Below are 19,721 nucleotides of genomic sequence, written 5' to 3'. Positions count from 1 at the left end.
GGGCGTGGGAGGACGACCGACCGAACGGTACCGCCCCCGGCCGTCGTTTGGTGAACGGCCGGGGGCGGTACGAAGTGCCCGTCGCGCAAGGCGAATCGGACGGAAGGTGCGCCGGGGTACTACTCGCCCACCTCGCCGTAGGCGGCGAGGAGGACGGCCGGGTCGGGTCCTTCCAGCACGGTGGGCCTGCCCAGGCCGTCCAGGACGATGAAGCGCAGCAGGTCTCCGCGGGACTTCTTGTCGATCTTCATGTTCTCGACGAGCTTGGGCCACTGGTCGTAGCGGTAGTGCAGCGGCAGCCCGACCGCTTCCAGGATGGTGCGGTGGCGGTCGGCGGTGGCGTCGTCCAGCCGTCCCGCGAGGCGGCCCAGTTCCGCGGCGAAGTGCATGCCGACGGAGACCGCGGCACCGTGGCGCCACTTGTAGCGCTCGTTCTTCTCGATGGCGTGGCCGAGCGTATGTCCGTAGTTGAGGATCTCGCGGCGGCCGGCCTCCTTGAGGTCGGAGGAGACCACCTCCGCCTTCACCCTGATCGAGCGCACGATCAGCTCGGCCGTGTGCGGTCCGGCCGGGGTGCGGGCGGCCTGCGGGTCGGACTCGATCAGGTCGAGGATCGCCGGGTCGGCGATGAAGCCGGCCTTGATGACCTCGGCGAGGCCGGAGACGTAGTCGTTGACCGGGAGGGAGTCCAGCGCGGCCAGGTCGCACAGGACACCGGCGGGCGGGTGGAAGGAGCCGACGAGGTTCTTGCCCTCGGCGGTGTTGATGCCGGTCTTGCCGCCGACGGCCGCGTCCACCATGGCCAGCACGGTGGTCGGTACGGCGATCCAGCGGACACCGCGCAGCCAGGTCGCGGCCACGAAGCCCGCCAGGTCGGTGCTGGCGCCGCCGCCGACACCGACGACGACGTCGGTGCGGGTGAAACCGGACTGGCCGAGCGCCTTCCAGCAGTAGGCGGCGACCTCGGCGGTCTTCGCTTCCTCGGCGTTGGGCACCTGGATGGCGACGGCCTCGTAGCCCTGCTCGGCGAGGTCGGCGCGCAGCGCGTCGCCGGTCTCGGCGAGCGCCTCGGGGTGGATCACCGCGACCCGCTTGGCCTTGGTACCGATCAGGCCGCCGAGCTCGCCCAGGAGCTGCCGTCCCACCAGGACCTCGTAGGGGTCGGAGCCCTCGGTGCCGCCGACCTGGATCCGGGTGACTGCCTCGCTCATGCTTCCTTCAACTCCAGTGCGTCCAGGGCGGCTCGGGTGACTTCTTCGGGTGTACGGCCGTCCGTGGCCACGACGACCGTGGCGAGCTCCTCGTACAGGTGACGGCGGGCCTCCATCAGCTCGCGCCACTGCTTGCGCGGGTTGACCGCGAGCAGGGGGCGGGCGGCGTTCAGGCCCGTGCGCCTGACCGCCTCCTCGACGTCCATGGAGAGGTAGACGACCCGTCGCCCGGCGAGCAGGGCCCGGGTGTCCGCGTCCAGGACGGCGCCGCCGCCGAGGGCGAGGACCCCGTCGTGTTCGGCGAGCGCGGTCCGTACGGCCTCCTTCTCCAGGGAGCGGAAGGCGTCCTCGCCCTCGTCCACGAAGATCTCGGCGATGGTCCGCCCCTGCGCGGAGACGATGTCCTCGTCCGTGTCCCGGTAGCCGGTGCCGAGGCGCTCGGCCAGCAGCTGCCCGACCGTGGACTTGCCGACGCCCATCGGTCCGACCAGCACGATCAGCGGTGTGCTCATCGGATGGCCAGGTTGTCGAGGTAGGAGCGCACGTTGCGGCGCGTCTCCGGCACGCTGTCGCCGCCGAACTTCTCGGCCACCGCGTCCGCCAGGACCAGGGCGACCATCGCCTCGGCGACGATGCCGGCGGCGGGCACCGCGCACACGTCGGAGCGCTGGTGGTGGGCCTGCGCGGCCTCGCCGGTGGCGACGTCCACGGTCTGCAGGGCGCGCGGCACCGTCGCGATCGGCTTCATCGCCGCCTTGACGCGCAGCAGCTCGCCGGTGGTCAGACCGCCCTCGGTGCCACCGGAGCGGCCGGTGGCGCGCTTGATGCCGTCGGGGCCGGTCAGGATCTCGTCGTGCGCCTTCGAGCCCGGCACCCGGGCCAGGCCGAAGCCGTCGCCGACCTCGACGCCCTTGATGGCCTGGATGCCCATGAGGGCGGCGGCCAGCCGGGCGTCCAGCCGGCGGTCCCAGTGCACGTGCGAGCCGAGCCCGACCGGGACGTCGTACGCCAGGACCTCGACCACGCCACCGAGGGTGTCACCGTCCTTGTGGGCCTGGTCGATCTCCGCGACCATCGCCTTCGAGGCGTCCGCGTCGAGGCAGCGCACCGGGTCGGCGTCCAGCTTCTCCACGTCGGCCGGGGTCGGGTACACGCCGTACGGGGCCTTGGCCGCCGCCAGTTCCACGACGTGGCTGACGATCTCGATGCCCGCCGTCTCCTTCAGGTACGACCGTGCCACGGCGCCGAGGGCCACCCGGGCGGCCGTCTCCCGCGCGGAGGCGCGTTCCAGGATCGGCCGGGCCTCGTCGAAGCCGTACTTCTGCATGCCCGCGAGATCGGCGTGGCCGGGGCGGGGGCGGGTCAGCGGGGCGTTGCGGGCGAGGCCGGCCAGCACCTCCGGGTCCACCGGGTCGGCGGCCATGACCTGCTCCCACTTCGGCCATTCGGTGTTGCCCACCATGACCGCGACCGGGGAACCGAGGGTGAGGCCGTGCCGGACGCCGCCGAGGAAGGTGACCTCGTCCCGCTCGAACTTCATCCGCGCACCGCGTCCATAGCCGAGCCGCCGCCTCGCCAGATGGTCCGCCACCATGTCCGTGGTGATCGGCACGCCGGCGGGCAGTCCCTCCAGCGTCGCGACGAGTGCGGGACCGTGGGACTCCCCCGCGGTCAGCCAGCGCAACCTGCTCAACGATGCTCCTCAGTGCTCGCGCCCCGGTATGCCCTGCGCACGCGTCTGCTCCGCGTGCGGCAACGGCCCGACCGGGTGCGCGGCCCCGGCCCGCCACCGACGATCCTCCCACGTCCGGAGGTACGGGCCGGAATCGGTCCGCTGGCCGGACATGGCGCGGGGGGTGCCGGGGACCGCCTCCGGCGGGCGCGGGGGTGCTCCGCGGTCAGCCGCCGGCGAGCGCGCGCTCCCCGGCGGACCGCATCGCCGCGAGCGGTACCGACGGGCTGCCGGTCATCTGCTCCACCTGGAGCACCGCCTGGTGGAGCAGCAGGTCGAGGCCGCTGACGACGGCACCGCCGTGTGCCGACCAGCGGGCGGCGAGCGCGGTCGGCCACGGGTCGTAGAGCACGTCGAAGAGGGTCGCGGGCATCTCGGGTACGGCGGCGGCGAGCGCGTCGGTGGTACCGGCCGGGGTGGTGGAGACGACCAGCGGGGCGCGCAGCGCCTCCTCGGCGTCCGCCCAGTCGGCGATGCGCACGCCGACGTCCAGCCGCTCGGCCCAGCCCCGCATCTCGGCGGCGCGGGCCTCGCTCCGCACGTAGACGGCGATCTCGCCGGTGCAGATCCGGGCGAGCGCGGCCAGGGCGGAGGAGGCGGTGGCGCCGGCGCCGAGGATGGCGGCGGTCTCGGTCTTCTCTATGCCATGCTCGCGCAGGGCGGCGACCATGCCGGGGATGTCGGTGTTGTCGCCGGTCCTGCGGCCGTCCCGGGTGAGGACCACGGTGTTCACCGCGTCCACGGAGGCCGCCGTGTCACTGATCCCGTCGAGCAGCGGGATCACCGCCCGCTTGAGCGGCATGGTGAGCGACAGCCCCGCCCATTCGGGGCCGAGCCCCTCGAAGAAGCCCGGCAGCGCCGCCTCGTCGACCTCGAAGCGGTCGTACGTCCAGCCCTCGAGGCCCAGCTCCGCGTAGGCGGCGCGGTGCAGTACCGGGGAGAGGGAGTGGGCGATCGGGGAGCCGAGCACGGCTGCCCGACGGGGCTCAGTTGCCCGAGCTGGCATCGAACTTTTCCTTCAGCTTCAGGAACTCGTCGTGGGTCTTGGCGAACTCGGTCTTGCTCACGCCGTCGGTGGCCACGAAGTAGATCCAGCCGTCCTTCGTGGGGTTCAGCGCCGCTTGCAGGGCCTCTTCGCCGGGGTTGCCGATGGGGCCGGGCGGCAGGCCCCGGTTGGTGTAGGTGTTGTACGGGTCCATGTTGCTGTTGATCTCGGACTCGCTGATGTGGATCTTGCTCTGACCCATCAGGTAGTTGAAGGACGAGTCGAACTGGAGCTTCTGGTTGGTCTCGGTGTTGGTGGGCTTGAGCCGGTTGTAGACGACTTCGGACATCATCCGGAAGTCGTCGTGCGTCTTGCCCTCCGCCTGCACCAGGCTCGCGACCGTGAGCAGCTGCCACGGTCCGTCGAGTCCGAGGCCCTCGGCCTTCTCCGCCAGGCCGATCCGCTCGTACTGCTCGTCGGCCCGCGCCACCATCTGCTTCAGCACCTCCGCCGGCTTCTGGCCCTTGGCCGCCGAGTAGCTCGACGGGAAGAGGAAGCCTTCGAGCGGGTCCTTGACGTTCTCGTGGTTGAGCGCCCAGTCGGGCAGACCGAGGCTCTTCCACTCCGTCTTGGCCACCTTGGCCGTGGTGCCCTGGGCCACTCCGAGCTGCTTGTCGATCATCTTGTAGACGTCGACGTTGCGCTTGCCCTCGGCGATGATCAGGTTGCTGCGGCTCTTGGGGCTGAGCAGGAGTTCGACCGCGCTCTCGGCCGACATCTCCTTCTGCAGCGTGTAGGCGCCGTCCTGGATGCTCTTGCCGCGGGGGTTGCTCTGCTGGGCGGCGATGAAGGCGTCGACGCTCTTCACCACGCCCGCGCGCTTGAGTTCCTGGCCGATCGTCGAGCCGCCGGCTCCCTTGGGGATGGTGACGGTCACCTGCTCGCCGTTGCCCTCACCCGCGTAGTCCGGAGCCGCGCCGAAACGATCCTGGTAGAACTGGTAACCGAAATATCCGACTCCCGCCACGCCGCCGCCGAGCACCAGGCAGACCACGAGGCACGCGACTCCGTTGCGTCCCTTCTTGGGCTTGCCTCCCCGTCCGCCCCGGCGGTCACCGCGCCCGCGACCGCCCGCGTCGTCGTCCTCCCCGTCCGCGGCCCCGCCCGCGAAGAAGGCGTGCTCGCCCTGGTCGGGGCCCGGGTCCCAGTCGTCCTGCCGCGGCTCGGGATCGGTGCGCCGACGGCCGGGCGGCTCGGGGGGCGGGTACGCCTCCGGGGTGCCGTAGAAGTCGGGCTGTTCCGCGCCGAAGGCGGCCGGCTGCGGACCGTAGGGGTCCGACGGGTCGGCGGGGTACTGCGCGGGGGGATGCGCGCCGGTGTCCCAGCCGCCCTCGCCGTAGCCCTGCTGCTGGTGCTGCGGCTCATGCTGCTGCTGGGACGCGTACTGCTGTTCGTACTGCGGCCGGCCGTACTGGTCGTACTGCGGCTCGGGATGCTGCTGCCCGTACGGGTCGTACTGCGGCTGCTGACCATAGGCGGACTGACCGCCGTCACCCCAGTCGCCGTACTGCTGCTGCGACTGCTGCTGCTCCGGATACTGCTGTGGCTGGCCGCCGTAGGGGGACTGCTGACCCGTGTGGGCCTGCTGTCCGCCCCATCCGCCGTCCCCGTACAACGGGTCCTCCGGATGCCACGGTTCGGAGCCTGGGCCCCGGCCATACTCAGTCATCGATCCCCTAGAGCCGCGAGGCGACGGGGCGTGCGCGGCCTGACAGGGAGGGCCGGCTTCCGTTCCGCCTCTTGCTGTGCGGTGGCTGTTCGAATGCCTCCGCATCGCGCGGAACGTTACCGTATCGCGATCAGATGACCACTTCGACGCCCTCGCCGGGCGCTCTGCCTGACACCCGTTCGGATTCCAGTGCCTGCTGGAGGATGATCACAGCGGCGGCCTGGTCGATGACGGACCGGCCCTTCTTGGACTTCACCCCCGAGGCACGCAGTCCCTGACCGGCCGTCACCGTCGTCATCCGCTCGTCGACGAGGCGCACCGGGACGGGTGCGATGCCGCGGGCCAGCTCCTGCGCGAAGCCTCTGACCTTGACCGCGGCCGGGCCCTCGCCCCCCTTGAGGGAGCGAGGGAGCCCGACGACGACCTCGATCGCCTCGTACTCCTCGACCAGTTGCCTGAGGCGGCGGTGCGCCGCCGGGACGTCGCGGCCGGGGACGGTCTCCACCGGGGTGGCGAGGATCCCGTCGGGGTCGCACGAGGCGACCCCGATCCGGGCGTCGCCCACGTCGACGGCGAGGCGGCGGCCCCGGCGCAGCGCCGGGGCGTCCTGCTGGTCGGCGCTCACTTGGCGGTGTCCGCCACGAGGCGCTCGACGGCGTCGACGGCGTCACCGATGGCGGCCGGGTTCTGGCCGCCGCCCTGGGCGACGTCCGGCTTGCCGCCACCGCCGCCGCCGAGCGTCTTGGCGGCGGTGCGGACCAGGTCGCCGGCCTTGAGACCGCGCTCACGGGCGGCCTCGTTGGTGGCGATGACCGTCAGCGGCTTGCCGTTGACCGTCGTGAACAGGGCCACGACCGCGGCCCGGCCGCCCTGGATGCGGCCGCGCACGTCGAGGACCAGCTTGCGCAGGTCGTCGGCGGTGGTGCCGTCCGGCACCTGGCCGGTGACCAGAGCGATCCCGCGGACGTCCTTGGCGGACTCGGCGAGACCGGCGGCGGCCTGGAGGACCTTCTCCGCGCGGAACTTCTCGATCTCCTTCTCGGCGTCCTTCAGCTTGCCGAGCATGGCGGAGACCTTCTCAGGCAGCTCCTCCGGGCGCCCCTTGATCAGCTCCTGGAGCTGCGCGACGACGGTGTGCTCACGGGCGAGGAAGTTGTAGGCGTCCACGCCGACCAGGGCCTCGATGCGGCGCACGCCGGAGCCGATGGAGGACTCGCCGAGCAGCTTCACCAGGCCGAGCTGGGCGGTGTTGTGCACGTGGGTGCCGCCGCACAGCTCCTTGGAGAAGTCGCCGATGGTCACGACGCGCACGCGCTCGCCGTACTTCTCGCCGAACTCGGCGATGGCGCCCTGCTTCTTGGCCTCGTCGATGCCCATGACCTCGGCCTGGACGTCGAGGTCGCGGGCGAGCACCTCGTTGATCTTCTGCTCGACGTCGGTCATCACGGCCGTGGGCACGGCGGAGGGCGAACCGAAGTCGAAGCGGAAGCGGCCGGGCTGGTTCTCGGAACCGGCCTGGGCGGCCGTCGGGCCGAGCGCGTCGCGCAGGGCCTGGTGGGTGAGGTGGGTGGCCGAGTGGGCACGGGCGATGGCCGTGCGGCGGCGGCCGTCGATGGAGGCGTGGGCCTTGGCGCCGACGGTGATCTCGCCGACCTGGACGACGCCCTTGTGGACGTAGACGCCCGGAACCGGCTTCTGGCAGTCGCGGACCTCGATGACGGCACCGGTGTCGACCTTGATCCGGCCGGTGTCGCCGATCTGGCCGCCGCCCTCGGCGTAGAACGGGGTGCGGTCGAGGACGATCTCCACCTCGTCGCCCTCGGTGGCCGCCGGGGAGGAGGCACCGTCGACGAGGATGCCGACGATCGTCGACTCGCTCTCGGTGTCGGTGTAGCCGATGAAGTCGGTGGCACCGGCCTGGTCGGCGATCTCTCGGTAGGCACCGACACCGGCGTGGCCGGTCTTCTTGGCCTGGGCGTCGGCCTTGGCGCGCTCGCGCTGCTCCTTCATCAGACGGCGGAACCCGTCCTCGTCCACGGAGAGGCCCTGTTCGGCGGCCATCTCCAGGGTGAGGTCGATCGGGAAGCCCCAGGTGTCGTGGAGCAGGAAGGCCTTGTCCCCGGCGAGGACGCTGCCACCGGCGGCCTTGGTGTCGCTGACCGCGGTGTCGAGGATGTTGGTGCCGGCCTTCAGCGTCTTCAGGAAGGCGTTCTCCTCGGCGAGGGCGACCTTCTCGATCCGCTCGCGGTCGGTGATCAGCTCGGGGTACTGCTGCCCCATCATCTCGATCACGACGTCGATCAGGTCCTTGACGACCGGACCGGTGGCGCCGAGCAGGCGCATGTTGCGGATGGCGCGGCGCATGATGCGGCGCAGCACGTAGCCGCGGCCCTCGTTGCCGGGGGTGACGCCGTCGCCGATGAGCATCACGGAGGTGCGCATGTGGTCGGTGACCACGCGCAGGGAGACGTCCGAGGCGTGGGTGTCGCCGTAGGCCACGCCGGTGAGGTCGGTGGCCTTCCTGATGACGGCCATCGAGGTGTCGATCTCGTACATGTTCTGCACGCCCTGCAGAATCATGGCGAGCCGCTCCAGGCCGAGGCCCGTGTCGATGTTCTGGCTCGGCAGGTCCCCGAGGATCTCGAAGTCCTCCTTGCCGATGCCCTCGCCCCGCTCGTACTGCATGAAGACGAGGTTCCAGATCTCCACGTACCGCTCGTCGTTGACGGCGGGGCCGCCCTCGACGCCGAAGTCGGGGCCGCGGTCGTAGTTGATCTCGGAGCAGGGACCGCAGGGGCCGGGGACGCCCATGGACCAGTAGTTGTCCTTCTTGCCGAGGCGCTGGATGCGCTCGGACGGGACACCGACGACGTCGTGCCAGATGCGCTCGGCCTCGTCGTCGTCCTGGTAGACGGTGATCCACAGACGCTCGGGGTCGAGGCCGTAACCGCCCTTGTCCTGGGCGCTGGTGAGCAGCTCCCAGGCGTACTTGATGGCGCCTTCCTTGAAGTAGTCGCCGAAGGAGAAGTTGCCGCACATCTGGAAGAACGTGCCGTGGCGCGTGGTCTTGCCGACCTCTTCGATGTCGGGGGTGCGCACGCACTTCTGCACGCTGGTGGCGCGGTCGAAGGGCGGCTTGACCTCACCGAGGAAGTAGGGCTTGAAGGGCACCATGCCGGCCGGGACCAGGAGCAGAGTCGGGTCGTCCGCGATGAGCGACGCCGAAGGGACGACGGTGTGACCGCGCTCCTCGAAGAAGCTCAACCAGCGGCGACGAATCTCGGCCGACTCCATCAGTGGTCCTCATTCCGGTTGTACGAGTCCGTCGTCCTGACGTCGACGACGGACTTGGGGTTGTTGCGGTTCTCGATGGTGCGGTTCTCGATGGCGGCGCGGCGCCGGGACGCGGGGAGTTCACCGTCGACGGGGGCGTTCAGCCCGAGCGCGTCGTCCAGTTCGGCCTCCCGCTGGGCCATGTTCTCCCGGACGTCGAGTGCGAAGCCCACCGCGCGGTCCCTCAGCCGGGTGCCCGCGTCGAGTGCCTTGTTCGCCGCGGTCGCGGCGAGGCTCTCGGGGGTCAGCTGCTTGAGCTTCCGGTTGACCTTGGTGGTGGCCCAGACTCCGGCGGCGACACCGGAGCCGAACCAGAAGGTACGGCGGAACATCGCTGGATCAGTCCTTCTTCCGCTTCGTCCGCCGCGCGGCCGGGATCGTACGGCCGACGATCACGGTGCGCCGCGGCTCCTTGGCCGGGCCCGCGGGGCCCTCCTTGCGACCGCCGAGTGCCCGGCGAACGCCGTAGCCGAACGCGGCGACCTTGACCAGCGGCCCGCCGAAGGTGGAGGCCACGGTGGTGGAGAGCGCGGAGGCGTTCGACGTGACCTCCTGGACGTCCGTGGCGATCGCGTCGACCCGGTCGATCTGGGTCTGCGCGGAGCGCACCGCCGACGAGGCGTCGGCCAGCAGGGGGACGGCCTGGTCGGTGACGTCCGCCACCAGCTTGGTGGTCGCCCTGAGCGTCTGGGCCAGTCTCGCCAGTGCCACGGCGAGGAAGGAGACCAGGATCGCCCAGAAGACGGCCACCAGGATTCCGGCCACCTCGCCACCGGACACTGTGCACCCGCTCCCTGGAAGTTGTGCCTGAACATCGGGAAAAGTCGTGCACCGAGCCTATCGCGCCGGGCGCGAAGCTCCGTACCGGATTACCGCCCGCGTCCGGGGGCGTACGGCGGAGTCGCGTGAACCGATTGTACGGAGTGAATACGGTTCAGTACGCTCTGTGTTCCATGCGAGACCATCGACGCGACGGCGTCCCGCACGGCAACCTGCCGCTGGAACTCGACGCCTTCGTGGGGAGAGCGGCGGAACTCGCCGAACTGGCCGGTGCGCTGGACTCCGGTCGACTGGTGACCGTGACCGGGACCGGCGGGGTCGGGAAGTCGCGCCTGGCGGCGAGGGCGGCCTCGCGGTGCGCGCCCCGGGACGGGGTGTGGCGGGTGGAGCTGGCGCCGGTGCGCGACGAGGAGTTCGTCGACTACGCCGTGGTGGAGGCGCTGGGGCTGACCGACCACACGACGCGGCTGCCGCGCGAGACGCTGATCGCCCACCTCGCCGAGCGGGAGCTGCTGTTGGTCCTGGACGGCGTCGAGCACCTGGTGGACGCCTGCGCCGCGCTGACGGCGGAACTGCTGGGCCGCGCGCCGGCGCTCCGCGTGCTGGCGGTGGGCCGCAGACCGCTGGGGGTGGCCGGGGAGCGGCTGATACCGCTGGCGCCGTTGCGTCCGCAGGAGGCGGTGGAGCTGCTGACGGTGCGGGCCGGGCAGCGGCACCTGCCGGGCGGGCACGACGCCGGGCCGTCGGAGGGCGAGGAGGAGGTACGCGAGCTCTGCCGGCGCCTGGACGGGATTCCGCTGGCCATCGAGCTGGCGGCCGGGCGGCTGGGCGCGTTGTCGCCCGGCCAGGTGCTGCGCCGGCTGGACGACCGGTTCCGCCTGTTGACCGGCGGCCACCGTACCGCTCTCCCCCGGCACCGGACGCTGCGCACGGCGATCGGCTGGAGCCACGAGCTGTGCACGCCGCAGGAGCGGCTGCTGTGGGCGCGGCTGTCGGTGTTCGCCGGGCCGTTCGACCTGGAGGCGGCCGAGTACGTGTGCAGCGGGGAGGGCCTGGCCGCCGACGACGTCCTGGACGTGCTCTCCGCACTGCTCGCCCAGTCCGTGCTGTCCCGTGAGGAGACTCCGGCCGGGGTGCGCTACCGGATGCTCGACACGGTGCGGGCGTACGGCGCCGACTGGCTGGAGGCGACGGGTGACGCGGCGCGGCTGCGCAGGCGGCACCGGGACTGGTACGTGGGCCTGGCGACCTGGTGCGAGCTGGAGTGGTTCTCGCCGCGCCAGCGGGAGGTCGCCGTGCGGGTGGACGCGGAGCTGCCCAACCTGCGCAACGCGTTGGAGCACTGTCTGACCGAGCCGGACGAGGCGCACCTGGGCCAGTACCTGGCGGGCGCCCTCTGGTTCCACTGGGTGGGCTGCGGACGGCTGTCGGAGGGGCGGCGCTGGCTGGAGCAGGCGGTGCGGCTGGACGCGGAGGGCACGGCGGGCGAGCAGTCCCGGCTGAAGGCGCTGTGGGTGCTCGGCTACGTGGCGATCCTGCAGGGCGACACGGTGCCCGCGCTGGCGGCGCTGCAGGAGTGCCGGGAGGAGGCCGAGCGGTCGGCGAACCCGACGGCGGTGGCCTACGCGGAGCACCGCACCGGCTGCCTGGCTCTGGTCACGGACGACATGCAGCGTGCGGAAACGCTGCTGCGCTCCGCGCTCGACCGCTACCGGGAGATCGGGGAGCTGAACAGCAACGTACTGATGGGCCAGGTGGAGCTGGCCATGACGCGGGCCTTCCAGGGCGATCTTGCGGACGCCGTGCGTCTGTGCGAGGACGTGCGCCAGGTGTGCGAGGACCACGGGGAGCGCTGGGCCCGGGGCTACGCCCTGTACGTACTGGCCTACGCCGCCTGGAGCGAGAGCCGGCCGGAACGCGCCCGCGAGCTGCTCACCGACTGTCTGAGCGGCGCCCACCGCTTCCGCGATCAGCTGGGCTCGGTGCTCGCGGTGGAACTGCTGGCCCTGGTCACGGTGGCGCAGGGCGATCCGGCGGAGGCCGCGGTGCTGCAGGGCGCGGCCGGGCGGATGTGGCCGTCGGTGGGGCTGCCGCTGTTCGGCTCGGCGCACTACAACGCGCCCCACGAGCTGTGCGAGGCGGCGGCGCGGGAACAGCTGGGCGACGAGCGGTACGAGGAGTGCGTACGCCACGGGGCGCGGCTCGGCCACCGGGAGGCGGTGTCGCGGGCGCTGCGGCGGCCCGGGACGCCGCTGCCGGTGCCGCGCGGCTCGGGGCGGCGCGCCAAGGCGGGCACGCGGACGGCGAAGCCCGCCGCCTCACCCACCCGGAAGGGCGAGGAGACGACGGGCTGAGTACCGCTGGTACTGCGCCGGGGCTGGGATCAGCGGGCGTAGTACTCGACGACGAGCTGCTCGTCGCAGATCACCGGGATCTCCTTGCGGTTCGGCTCGCGGTCCAGGCGGAACGCCAGGGCCTTGAGGTTCACCTGGAGGTAGCGCGGGATCTCGCCGTCGGGGGCGAAGCCACCCTCACGGGCGATGGTGAAGAGCGTCTTCTCCTTGGAGCGCTCGCGCACCTGCACGACGTCGTCCGGGCGGACACGGAAGGACGGCTTGTCGACCTTCTGGCCGTTGACCTGGATGTGGCCGTGGACGACCATCTGGCGGGCCTGGTAGATCGTGCGGGCGATGCCCGAACGCAGGACCAGCGCGTCGAGGCGGCGCTCGAGCTCGATGACCAGGGCCTCGCCGGTCTTCATGTTGGTCTTGGAGGCACGCTCGTAGGCGCGGACGAGCTGGCGCTCACTGAGGTCGTACTGCGCGCGCAGACGCTGCTTCTCGAGCAGACGGACCTTGTAGTCCGAGTTCTGCTTGCGGCCGCGGCCGTGCTCACCCGGCGGGTAGGGGCGGGCCTCGAAGTACTTGACGGCCTTCGGGGTCAGCGCGATGCCGAGCGCACGCGACTTCTTGACCTTGGGGCGGGACTGGTTCGCCACTGTGTGTCTCTTTCCTGGATTTCCGGCTTGTCAGGGTTGAGGGAGGTCGCAATCCGCAGCCGGGGAAACCCGCCGGGTCCGCATGGGACCTGTCGGGCAGCCGCTCCCCTGGTCTGGGCACATACGTGCAGCACGCGAGTGGCCCACCGACCGCTCCCGGAACTCCGGGTGGTGGTGGGCTGCCCGCGACACCTATCGACGGTGCGCGACGCTCCTGGAACCCGCTGGGGGTTCCGGCCGGTTGTCCCGTTCTGACTGCACGGGACTCGGCACTCCGGGCGAGTCTACAGGTTGCTCAGCTCCGCTTGCGACCGAGGTGCCCGCGGGTCCACTCGACGGCGTCCGCGTACCGGGCCTCCGCGCCGTGCCGGGTGGGCTCGTAGTAGGTGCGGTCCTTCAGCTCGTCCGGGGCGTACTGCTGGGCGGCGATGCCCTCCGGGAGGTCGTGCGGGTACACGTAGCCCTGTCCGTGACCGAGCTTGCCCGCTCCCTTGTAGTGGCTGTCCCGCAGGTGCGAGGGCACGGGACCGGCGAACCCCTTGCGTACGTCCTCCAGGGCGGCGCCGATGGCGGTGGTCGCCGCGTTGGACTTGGGAGCGAGCGCCAGGGCGATGGTCGCGTGGCTCAGGGTGAGCGCGGCCTCCGGGAAGCCGATCATCGCGACGGCCTGGGCGGCGGCGACGGCGATCGGCAGCGCGTTCGGATCGGCGAGGCCGATGTCCTCGCTGGCGGAGATCATCAGGCGGCGGGCGATGAACCGGGGGTCCTCGCCGGCCTCGATCATGCGGGCCAGGTAGTGCAGGGCGGCGTCCACGTCGGAGCCGCGGATGGACTTGATCAGGGCGCTGGCCACGTCGTAGTGCTGGTCGCCGTCGCGGTCGTACTTCACCGCGGCCCGGTCGACCGTCTCCTCCAGCGTGGTGAGGGCGATCTCCGTCTCGCCCTTGTCCAGCGCGGCCCCGGCGGCGGCCTCCAGCGCGGTCAGGGCGCGGCGGGCGTCGCCGCCGGCGATGCGCAGCAGGTGCTCCTCGGTGTCCTCGGGCAGGCCCACGGTGTCCTTGAGGCCGCGCTCGTCGGTCAGGGCCCGGCGGAGCAGGCCGCGGACGTCGTCGTCGGTGAGGGGTTCGAGGGTGAGGAGGAGGGAGCGGGAGAGCAGGGGGGAGATCACCGAGAAGTACGGGTTCTCCGTGGTGGCGGCGATCAGGGTGACCCAGCGGTTCTCGACGGCCGGGAGCAGGGAGTCCTGCTGGGCCTTGCTGAAGCGGTGGATCTCGTCGAGGAAGAGGACGGTCTCCTTGCCGTACCCGCCGACCGCGCGGCGGGCGCCGTCGATGACCGCGCGGACCTCCTTGACGCCCGCGGTGATCGCCGACAGCTCCACGAAGCGCTTGTTGGTGGCCTTGGAGACGACGTACGCCAGGGTGGTCTTGCCGGTGCCCGGCGGGCCCCACAGGATGACCGAGGACGGCCCGGCGGGACCGGACGCGCCCTCGCCGACCAGGCGGCGCAGGGGCGAACCGGGCTTGAGCAGGTGCTGCTGGCCGACGACCTCGTCGAGGGTGCGCGGGCGCATCCGCACGGCGAGGGGACTGCCGGTCGGGTCCTTCTCCTGGCGTTCTTCGGCTGCGGCGGTGAACAGGTCGGGCTCCACGCCTGAACCCTAATTCACCGCACTGACAACGCGACGGGCGCCGCCGACGGCCGGCCCGTCAGCTGGTCCAGAAGTCCCACCAGCGGGTCAGGATCATCATGCCGATGATGCCGATGTGCAGCACCGGCAGGACCCAGGTGAACTCGCCGAAGAAGCCCTTGAGCCAGGTCGGCGCCGGCAGGAAGCCCTTGCGGACGTTGAAGGACGTCACGTACCAGAACATGATGATCGTGGCGACCCAGGCCAGGCAGCACCACAGGCACAGCGCGTTGATCCGGTACAGGGACTGGAACTGCAGCCAGGTGCAGAATCCGACGCCGAAGAGGGTGCCCGCGTTGAAGGTAAGCCAGTACCAGCGCGGGAAGCGCGCCCCGGCCAGCAGGCTCATGCCGACACAGACGACGATGCCGTAGGTCACCAGGCCGAGCACGGGGTTGGGGAACCCGAAGACGGCGGCCTGGTCGCTCTCCATGACGCTGCCGCAGGAGACGACGGGATTGAGGCTGCACCCGGGCGTGAAGGTGGTTCCCGCGACCTTCGCCTCGAGCAGTTTGAACTTGTCCAGCGTGATGACCCAGGCGGCGAGCACTCCGGCCGCGCCGGTGATCACCAGCAGCAGGGCCAGGGCGCGGCTGCCGCCCTCGGCCCGCGAGGCTCCGGCGGTGGGTTCCGGCGCGGGCTCCGCCACGGTGGAGACGTCCTTCACTGTCGTCTTGCTCATCACGCCGATTCCGTCACTTGAGTCGGACCTGCTTCGGGCAGGGCCATTGTGCCGTACGACCCTGTATGGCCACCGTTCGATGAACATAAGAACGCACCGGCGATCCCCCCGGAGAGTTGCGTTCCGGCCGATTCCCGTTCCCCGGGGGCACACGCGGACGAATGCGCGTGCCCCCGGGGGCGGCAGGGCCGCGGGCCCTCAGCCGAGCCGGGACTCCAGCTCCGCGACGATCTCGTTGACACCGATCGCGGTCTGCTCGCCGGACTCCATGTCCTTGAGCTGGACGACGCCCTCGGCGAGGTCGCGCTCGCCGAGGACCAGGGCGTAGCGGGCGCCCGAGCGGTGGGCCGCCTTCATCGCGGCCTTGAGGCCCTTGCCGCCGTAGGAGAAGTCGGCGGCCACGCCGTTCTTGCGCAGTTCGGTGACCTTCGAGAAGAGGACCCGGCGGGCCTCCTCGCCGAGCGGGACGGCGTAGACGGAGGTGACCGACGGGATGTCCAGCTCGATGCCCTCGGCCTCCAGAGCGAGGACGGTGCGGTCGACGCCCAGGGCCCAGCCCACGGACGGGAGGGCCGGGCCGCCGATCATCTCGGACAGTCCGTCGTAACGGCCGCCGCCGCCCACCGCGGACTGGGAGCCCAGTCCGTCGTGGACGAACTCGAAGGTCGTGCGCGTGTAGTAGTCCAGGCCGCGCACCAGCTTGGGGTCGTCCTCGAAGACCACGCCGGCCGCCGTGATCAGCTCGCGCACCTCCTCGTGGTACGCCTTGCAGGCGTCGCACAGGTAGTCGCGCAGCAGCGGGGCGTCGGTGAGCTGCTTCTGCACCTCGGGACGCTTGTCGTCCAGGACGCGCAGCGGGTTGATGTCGGCGCGGCGCAGCGTCTCCTCGTCCAGGTCGAGGCCGCGCAGGAAGCCCTGGAGCGCTGCGCGGTAGACCGGACGGCACTCCCTGTCGCCCAGGGAGTTGAGCAGGATGCGGAAGTTCTGCAGGCCCAGCGCCCGGTACGACTGGTCGGCCAGGATGATCAGTTCGGCGTCGAGGGCCGGGTCCTCGGCCCCGATGGCTTCGGCGCCGACCTGGGAGAAGTGGCGGTAACGGCCCTTTTGGGGGCGCTCGTAGCGGTACTGCGAGCCCGAGTACCAGACCTTCACCGGCAGGTTGCCCGCCTTGTGCAGGTTGGCCTCCAGGACCGCGCGCAGCACGGGGGCCGTCGTCTCCGGGCGCAGCGCCAGCCGGTCGCCGCCCTTGGTCTCGAAGACGTACATCTCCTTGGTGACGATGTCGGTGGACTCACCCACACCGCGCGCGAAGAGTTCGACGTTCTCGAAACCGGGCGTCTCGATGTAGCCGTAGCCGGAGTTGCGCAGCGGGGCCGCGATCGCCTCGCGGACCGCCAGGAACCTGGCGGAGTCCGGCGGCAGCAGGTCGTACGTGCCCTTGGGGGCCTTGAAGGTGCTCACGGAGGGTCTCGTCACATTCCTCGTCGGGGAGCCCCGGGGGCTCTGTTCCCTTGGCGGCCGGCGGCCACTTCCCGCAAGTACGGGTTGGTGGCGCGCTCCTGGCCGATGGTCGTCTGGGGGCCGTGTCCGGAGAGCACCACGGTCGAGTCGTCGAGGGGCAGGCACACGCGTGCCAGGGACTCGAGCATGTCGTCCATGGAGCCACCGGGGAAGTCGGTGCGTCCGATGGAGCCGGCGAACAGCAGGTCGCCCGAGAACATGATCGGCGGGATGTCCGCCGCCTCGGGCAGGCCGAAGGTCACCGACCCCTTGGTATGGCCGGGGGCGTGCGCGACCGTCAGCTCCATGCCGGCCAGCTCCAGCCTGGTGCCGTCGGTCAGCTCCTTGACGTCGTCCGGCTCTCCGACGGTCAGCTCACCCATGAGCGGCATGCCGATGGACCGGCCGATCCCCTTTTCGGGGTCGCTCATCATGAAGCGGTCCTCGGGGTGGATCCAGGCCGGCACGTCGTGCGCGCCGCAGACCGGGACGACCGAGGCGACGTGGTCGATGTGGCCGTGGGTGAGGACGACGGCGACGGGCTTGAGCCGATGCTTGGCGAGTGCTTCCTCGACCCCCTGTGCGGCCTGGTGGCCCGGGTCGATGATCACGCACTCCTCACCGGCGGCGGGGGCGACGAGATAGCAGTTCGTCCCCCAGGCCCCGGCGGGGAACCCGGCAATGAGCACGATCGTCCTTCGTTTGTGTCGGTACGGGTGGGCTTGCGAACGGGCCGCGCCCATGGTCAGAGCCTACCGGCGGTGCCGTTTCCTCAGCGAACCCATATACGGTACGGGGCTACACGCCCACGGTCGGCTCATCGCACGCACGCGTACCGGTCGGCACTCGAAGACGCATGAGGAGAGAACCCGGTGGTCACCCAGGAGCAGCGGCGGCGTCAGCTCGCCCGGGAGAAGTTCTTGCGGCAGCAGCAGCGACGTACCTCCGCTCGACGCAAGGCGCGCATGCGCAACGCCGCTATCGCGTCGGTTCTCGGCGTGATTCTGATCGGCAGTGTCGCGCTGTACACGACCGGGGTGGTCCTGGGCGACGACGACACGAAGTCGAACGCGAACGCGGAGGTCACCCCGAGCGCCTCGGCGAGCAGCAAGGCGCCGGACCCGTGCGAGAAGCCGGCCGAGGGCAAGGTCAAGACGCAGACCTGGAAGAAGGAACCTGCGATGACCATCGACAAGTCGGCGAAGTACACGATGAAACTGGCCACGACCTGCGGCGACATAGACATCGCCCTGAAGACGTCGGCGGCCCCGCACACCGTCAACTCGTTCAGCTTCCTGGCCGGCAAGGGCTTCTTCGACCACACGCCGTGCCACCGGCTCACCACCAACGGGATCTTCGTGCTCCAGTGCGGCGACCCGACGGGACAGGGCAACGGCGGCCCCGGCTACACCATCCCGGACGAGAATCTGAAGGACAAGAGCCTCAAGAAGAACACGTACCCGGCGGGCACGGTGGCGATGGCGAACACCGGCCAGCCGGGCTCCGGCGGCAGCCAGTTCTTCCTCGTGTACCAGGACAGCCCGCTGCCCCCCAGCTACACACCGTTCGGCACCATCTCGGACGAGGGCATGAAGGTGCTGAAGAAGATCGCCGCCGCCGGTGAGAGCACGGGAGCGGGCGACGGAGCGCCCAACGCGACGGTCGTGATCGACAAGGCGACCGTCGCCAAATCCTGACTCTCATCTGCGGAAGTTCGGTCGCGCGGGATGCGGACAGGCCACCCGCCGGTCGCCTATGTTGGCCGTGACGAAACTGTGGACGATGCCCGGGGGTAGCGAAGCCCTCCGCAGGCATCATGTGGAGGAGGCGCTGTGAGCAGCGACCCGTGGGGCCGCGTCGACGAGACGGGGACCGTGTACGTGCGTACGGCCGACGGCGAGCAGGTCGTCGGTTCCTGGCAGGCAGGCTCCCCCGAGGAGGCGCTGGCCTATTTCGAGCGCAAGTACGAAGGCCTGGTTGTCGAGATCGGCCTCCTCGAGAAGCGCGTGAAGACCACCGACCTGTCGGCGAAGGACGCCCAGACGGCCATCGACCACCTGCGGGAGCAGGTCGACGCGCACCACGCGGTCGGTGACCTGGACGCCCTGCGGACCCGGCTGGACAAACTCGTGGAGCTGGTCGACAAGCGCCGCGAGGAGCGGAAGGTCCAGCGGGCGAAGCAGTCCGACGAGGCGCGCGGCGCCAAGGAGGCACTGGTCGCCGAGGCCGAGGAGCTGGCCGGGTCCGACCAGTGGCGGGCGGCCGGTGAGCGGCTGCGCTCGCTGGTCGACACCTGGAAGGGGCTGCCGCGGCTGGACCGCAAGTCCGACGACGAGCTGTGGCACCGCTTCTCGCACGCCCGGTCGGCGTTCTCCAAGCGCCGCAAGCAGCACTTCGCGCAGTTGGACGCGCAGCGCGAGGACGCCCGGCAGACCAAGGAACGGCTGGTCGCCGAGGCCGAGGCGCTGTCGAACTCGACGGAGTGGGGGCCGACGGCCGCGCGCTACCGCGACCTGATGTCCGAGTGGAAGGCCGCGGGTCGCGCCCAGCGCGAGCACGAGGACGACCTGTGGAACCGCTTCCGCGGCGCCCAGGACGTCTTCTTCGCCGCCCGCAGCTCGGTCTTCGCGGAGCGCGACGCCGAGCAGACGGAGAACCTCAAGCTCAAGGAGGAGCTGGCCGAGGAGGCCGAGAAGCTCCTGCCGGTGACCGACCTGAAGGCGGCCCGCGCCGCGTTCAGGTCGGTCAACGAGCGCTGGGAGGCCATCGGCCACGTACCGCGCGACGCCCGGCCGAAGGTCGAGGGCCGGATGCACGCGGTCGAGCGGGCGCTCCAGGAGGCCGAGGAGAGCGAGTGGCGCCGGACGAACCCGGAGGCACGCGCGCGTGCCGAGGGTCTGACCGGTCAGCTCCAGTCGGCCGTGGACAAGCTGCGCTCCCAGATCGAGCAGGCACGCGCCCAGGGCAACAACGCCAGGGCCGACAAGCTCCAGCGTGAGCTGGAGGGCCGGCAGGCGCTGCTGGACCAGGCGCTGAAGGGGCTGCACGAGTTCGGCGGCTGACCCGCACGACGAAAGGGGC

17 protein-coding genes are annotated in these 19,721 nt (G+C 71.0%); 3 read left to right on the top strand and 14 right to left on the bottom strand.

Going from position 1 to position 19,721, the window contains the following annotated elements:
• Positions 1-119: 119 nt before the first annotated feature.
• The 9 genes from aroB to ACZ6EG_RS21490 all read right to left on the bottom strand — a co-directional run bounded on the left by aroB (position 120) and on the right by ACZ6EG_RS21490 (position 9,770).
• On the bottom strand, positions 120-1,211 hold the full coding sequence (gene aroB / locus ACZ6EG_RS21530; protein WP_391970336.1) for a 3-dehydroquinate synthase: 1,092 nt from the start codon (positions 1,209-1,211) through the stop codon (positions 120-122).
• The gene (locus ACZ6EG_RS21525; protein WP_356605683.1) at positions 1,208-1,723 is read right to left on the bottom strand and encodes a shikimate kinase; all 516 of its coding nucleotides are present in this window, start codon (positions 1,721-1,723) and stop codon (positions 1,208-1,210) included. The genes aroB and ACZ6EG_RS21525 overlap by 4 nt, the downstream gene beginning before the upstream one ends.
• The gene (aroC, locus tag ACZ6EG_RS21520; protein ID WP_356605685.1) at positions 1,720-2,904 is read right to left on the bottom strand and encodes a chorismate synthase; all 1,185 of its coding nucleotides are present in this window, start codon (positions 2,902-2,904) and stop codon (positions 1,720-1,722) included. Before aroC ends, ACZ6EG_RS21525 begins: the two co-directional genes overlap by 4 nt.
• A 205-nt stretch (positions 2,905-3,109) precedes the next feature.
• Positions 3,110-3,949 (bottom strand): shikimate dehydrogenase, encoded by an 840-nt coding sequence (locus ACZ6EG_RS21515; RefSeq protein WP_391970335.1) that lies wholly within the window; start codon positions 3,947-3,949, stop codon positions 3,110-3,112.
• Positions 3,930-5,657, bottom strand: coding sequence for an endolytic transglycosylase MltG (gene mltG, locus ACZ6EG_RS21510; protein ID WP_391970334.1), 1,728 nt, complete (start codon positions 5,655-5,657; stop codon positions 3,930-3,932). Before mltG ends, ACZ6EG_RS21515 begins: the two co-directional genes overlap by 20 nt.
• A gap of 130 nt (positions 5,658-5,787) precedes the next feature.
• Positions 5,788-6,282, bottom strand: a complete 495-nt coding sequence (gene ruvX / locus ACZ6EG_RS21505) for a Holliday junction resolvase RuvX (RefSeq protein ID WP_356605691.1) — start codon at positions 6,280-6,282, stop codon at positions 5,788-5,790.
• Positions 6,279-8,951: an alanine--tRNA ligase gene (gene alaS, locus ACZ6EG_RS21500; protein ID WP_391970333.1), complete on the bottom strand. Its 2,673-nt coding sequence runs from the start codon at positions 8,949-8,951 to the stop codon at positions 6,279-6,281. Before alaS ends, ruvX begins: the two co-directional genes overlap by 4 nt.
• Positions 8,951-9,322 (bottom strand): hypothetical protein, encoded by a 372-nt coding sequence (locus ACZ6EG_RS21495; RefSeq protein WP_366768997.1) that lies wholly within the window; start codon positions 9,320-9,322, stop codon positions 8,951-8,953. The genes alaS and ACZ6EG_RS21495 overlap by 1 nt, the downstream gene beginning before the upstream one ends.
• A 7-nt stretch (positions 9,323-9,329) precedes the next feature.
• The gene (locus tag ACZ6EG_RS21490) at positions 9,330-9,770 is read right to left on the bottom strand and encodes a DUF948 domain-containing protein (protein ID WP_356605697.1); all 441 of its coding nucleotides are present in this window, start codon (positions 9,768-9,770) and stop codon (positions 9,330-9,332) included.
• A 173-nt stretch (positions 9,771-9,943) separates the two neighbouring features.
• On the opposite strand from ACZ6EG_RS21490, the gene ACZ6EG_RS21485 reads away from it, so the two are divergent.
• Positions 9,944-12,124: an ATP-binding protein gene (locus tag ACZ6EG_RS21485; RefSeq protein WP_469606621.1), complete on the top strand. Its 2,181-nt coding sequence runs from the start codon at positions 9,944-9,946 to the stop codon at positions 12,122-12,124.
• Between the two features lie 29 nt (positions 12,125-12,153).
• Here ACZ6EG_RS21485 and rpsD read toward each other — a convergent pair whose 3' ends face one another.
• The 5 genes from rpsD to ACZ6EG_RS21460 form a co-directional block, all read right to left on the bottom strand.
• Positions 12,154-12,768 carry a 30S ribosomal protein S4 gene (gene rpsD, locus ACZ6EG_RS21480; protein WP_133888111.1) on the bottom strand — a complete coding sequence of 205 codons (615 nt, stop codon included), beginning with the start codon at positions 12,766-12,768 and terminating at the stop codon, positions 12,154-12,156.
• Between the two features lie 295 nt (positions 12,769-13,063).
• Complete coding sequence (locus tag ACZ6EG_RS21475) at positions 13,064-14,419, bottom strand: replication-associated recombination protein A (protein ID WP_391970331.1); 1,356 nt, start codon at positions 14,417-14,419, stop codon at positions 13,064-13,066.
• 58 nt (positions 14,420-14,477) lie between these two features.
• Positions 14,478-15,140 carry a vitamin K epoxide reductase family protein gene (locus ACZ6EG_RS21470; protein ID WP_391970330.1) on the bottom strand — a complete coding sequence of 221 codons (663 nt, stop codon included), beginning with the start codon at positions 15,138-15,140 and terminating at the stop codon, positions 14,478-14,480.
• A 198-nt stretch (positions 15,141-15,338) separates the two neighbouring features.
• The gene (gene hisS / locus ACZ6EG_RS21465) at positions 15,339-16,601 is read right to left on the bottom strand and encodes a histidine--tRNA ligase (protein ID WP_469606615.1); all 1,263 of its coding nucleotides are present in this window, start codon (positions 16,599-16,601) and stop codon (positions 15,339-15,341) included.
• Between the two features lie 11 nt (positions 16,602-16,612).
• Positions 16,613-17,329, bottom strand: a complete 717-nt coding sequence (locus ACZ6EG_RS21460) for an MBL fold metallo-hydrolase (RefSeq protein ID WP_356605707.1) — start codon at positions 17,327-17,329, stop codon at positions 16,613-16,615.
• Positions 17,330-17,512: 183 nt separating this feature from the next.
• Between ACZ6EG_RS21460 and ACZ6EG_RS21455 the strand changes: the two genes are divergently transcribed.
• Together ACZ6EG_RS21455 and ACZ6EG_RS21450 are read left to right on the top strand one after the other, a co-directional pair.
• Positions 17,513-18,337 carry a peptidylprolyl isomerase gene (locus ACZ6EG_RS21455; protein ID WP_469606611.1) on the top strand — a complete coding sequence of 275 codons (825 nt, stop codon included), beginning with the start codon at positions 17,513-17,515 and terminating at the stop codon, positions 18,335-18,337.
• Positions 18,338-18,472: 135 nt separating this feature from the next.
• Positions 18,473-19,702, top strand: coding sequence for a DUF349 domain-containing protein (locus ACZ6EG_RS21450; RefSeq protein WP_383650835.1), 1,230 nt, complete (start codon positions 18,473-18,475; stop codon positions 19,700-19,702).
• The last annotated feature ends 19 nt before the right edge of the window (positions 19,703-19,721 follow it).

This window comes from Streptomyces sp. NPDC041968 (assembly GCF_055589025.1).
The sequence above is the reverse complement of the archived record's forward strand: the minus strand, read 5'-3'. Positions and strand labels throughout refer to the sequence as shown.

Bases quoted from the DNA above. Each gene is read 5' to 3' on its own strand.
- aroB (WP_391970336.1), bottom strand. From the start codon at position 1,211: ATGAGCGAGGCAGTCACCCGGATCCAGGTCGGCGGCACCGAGGGCTCC.
- ACZ6EG_RS21525 (WP_356605683.1), bottom strand. From the start codon at position 1,723: ATGAGCACACCGCTGATCGTGCTGGTCGGACCGATGGGCGTCGGCAAG.
- ACZ6EG_RS21515 (WP_391970335.1), bottom strand. From the start codon at position 3,949: ATGCCAGCTCGGGCAACTGAGCCCCGTCGGGCAGCCGTGCTCGGCTCC.
- mltG (WP_391970334.1), bottom strand. From the start codon at position 5,657: ATGACTGAGTATGGCCGGGGCCCAGGCTCCGAACCGTGGCATCCGGAG.
- alaS (WP_391970333.1), bottom strand. From the start codon at position 8,951: ATGGAGTCGGCCGAGATTCGTCGCCGCTGGTTGAGCTTCTTCGAGGAG.
- ACZ6EG_RS21495 (WP_366768997.1), bottom strand. From the start codon at position 9,322: ATGTTCCGCCGTACCTTCTGGTTCGGCTCCGGTGTCGCCGCCGGAGTC.
- ACZ6EG_RS21485 (WP_469606621.1), top strand. From the start codon at position 9,944: ATGCGAGACCATCGACGCGACGGCGTCCCGCACGGCAACCTGCCGCTG.
- ACZ6EG_RS21470 (WP_391970330.1), bottom strand. From the start codon at position 15,140: ATGAGCAAGACGACAGTGAAGGACGTCTCCACCGTGGCGGAGCCCGCG.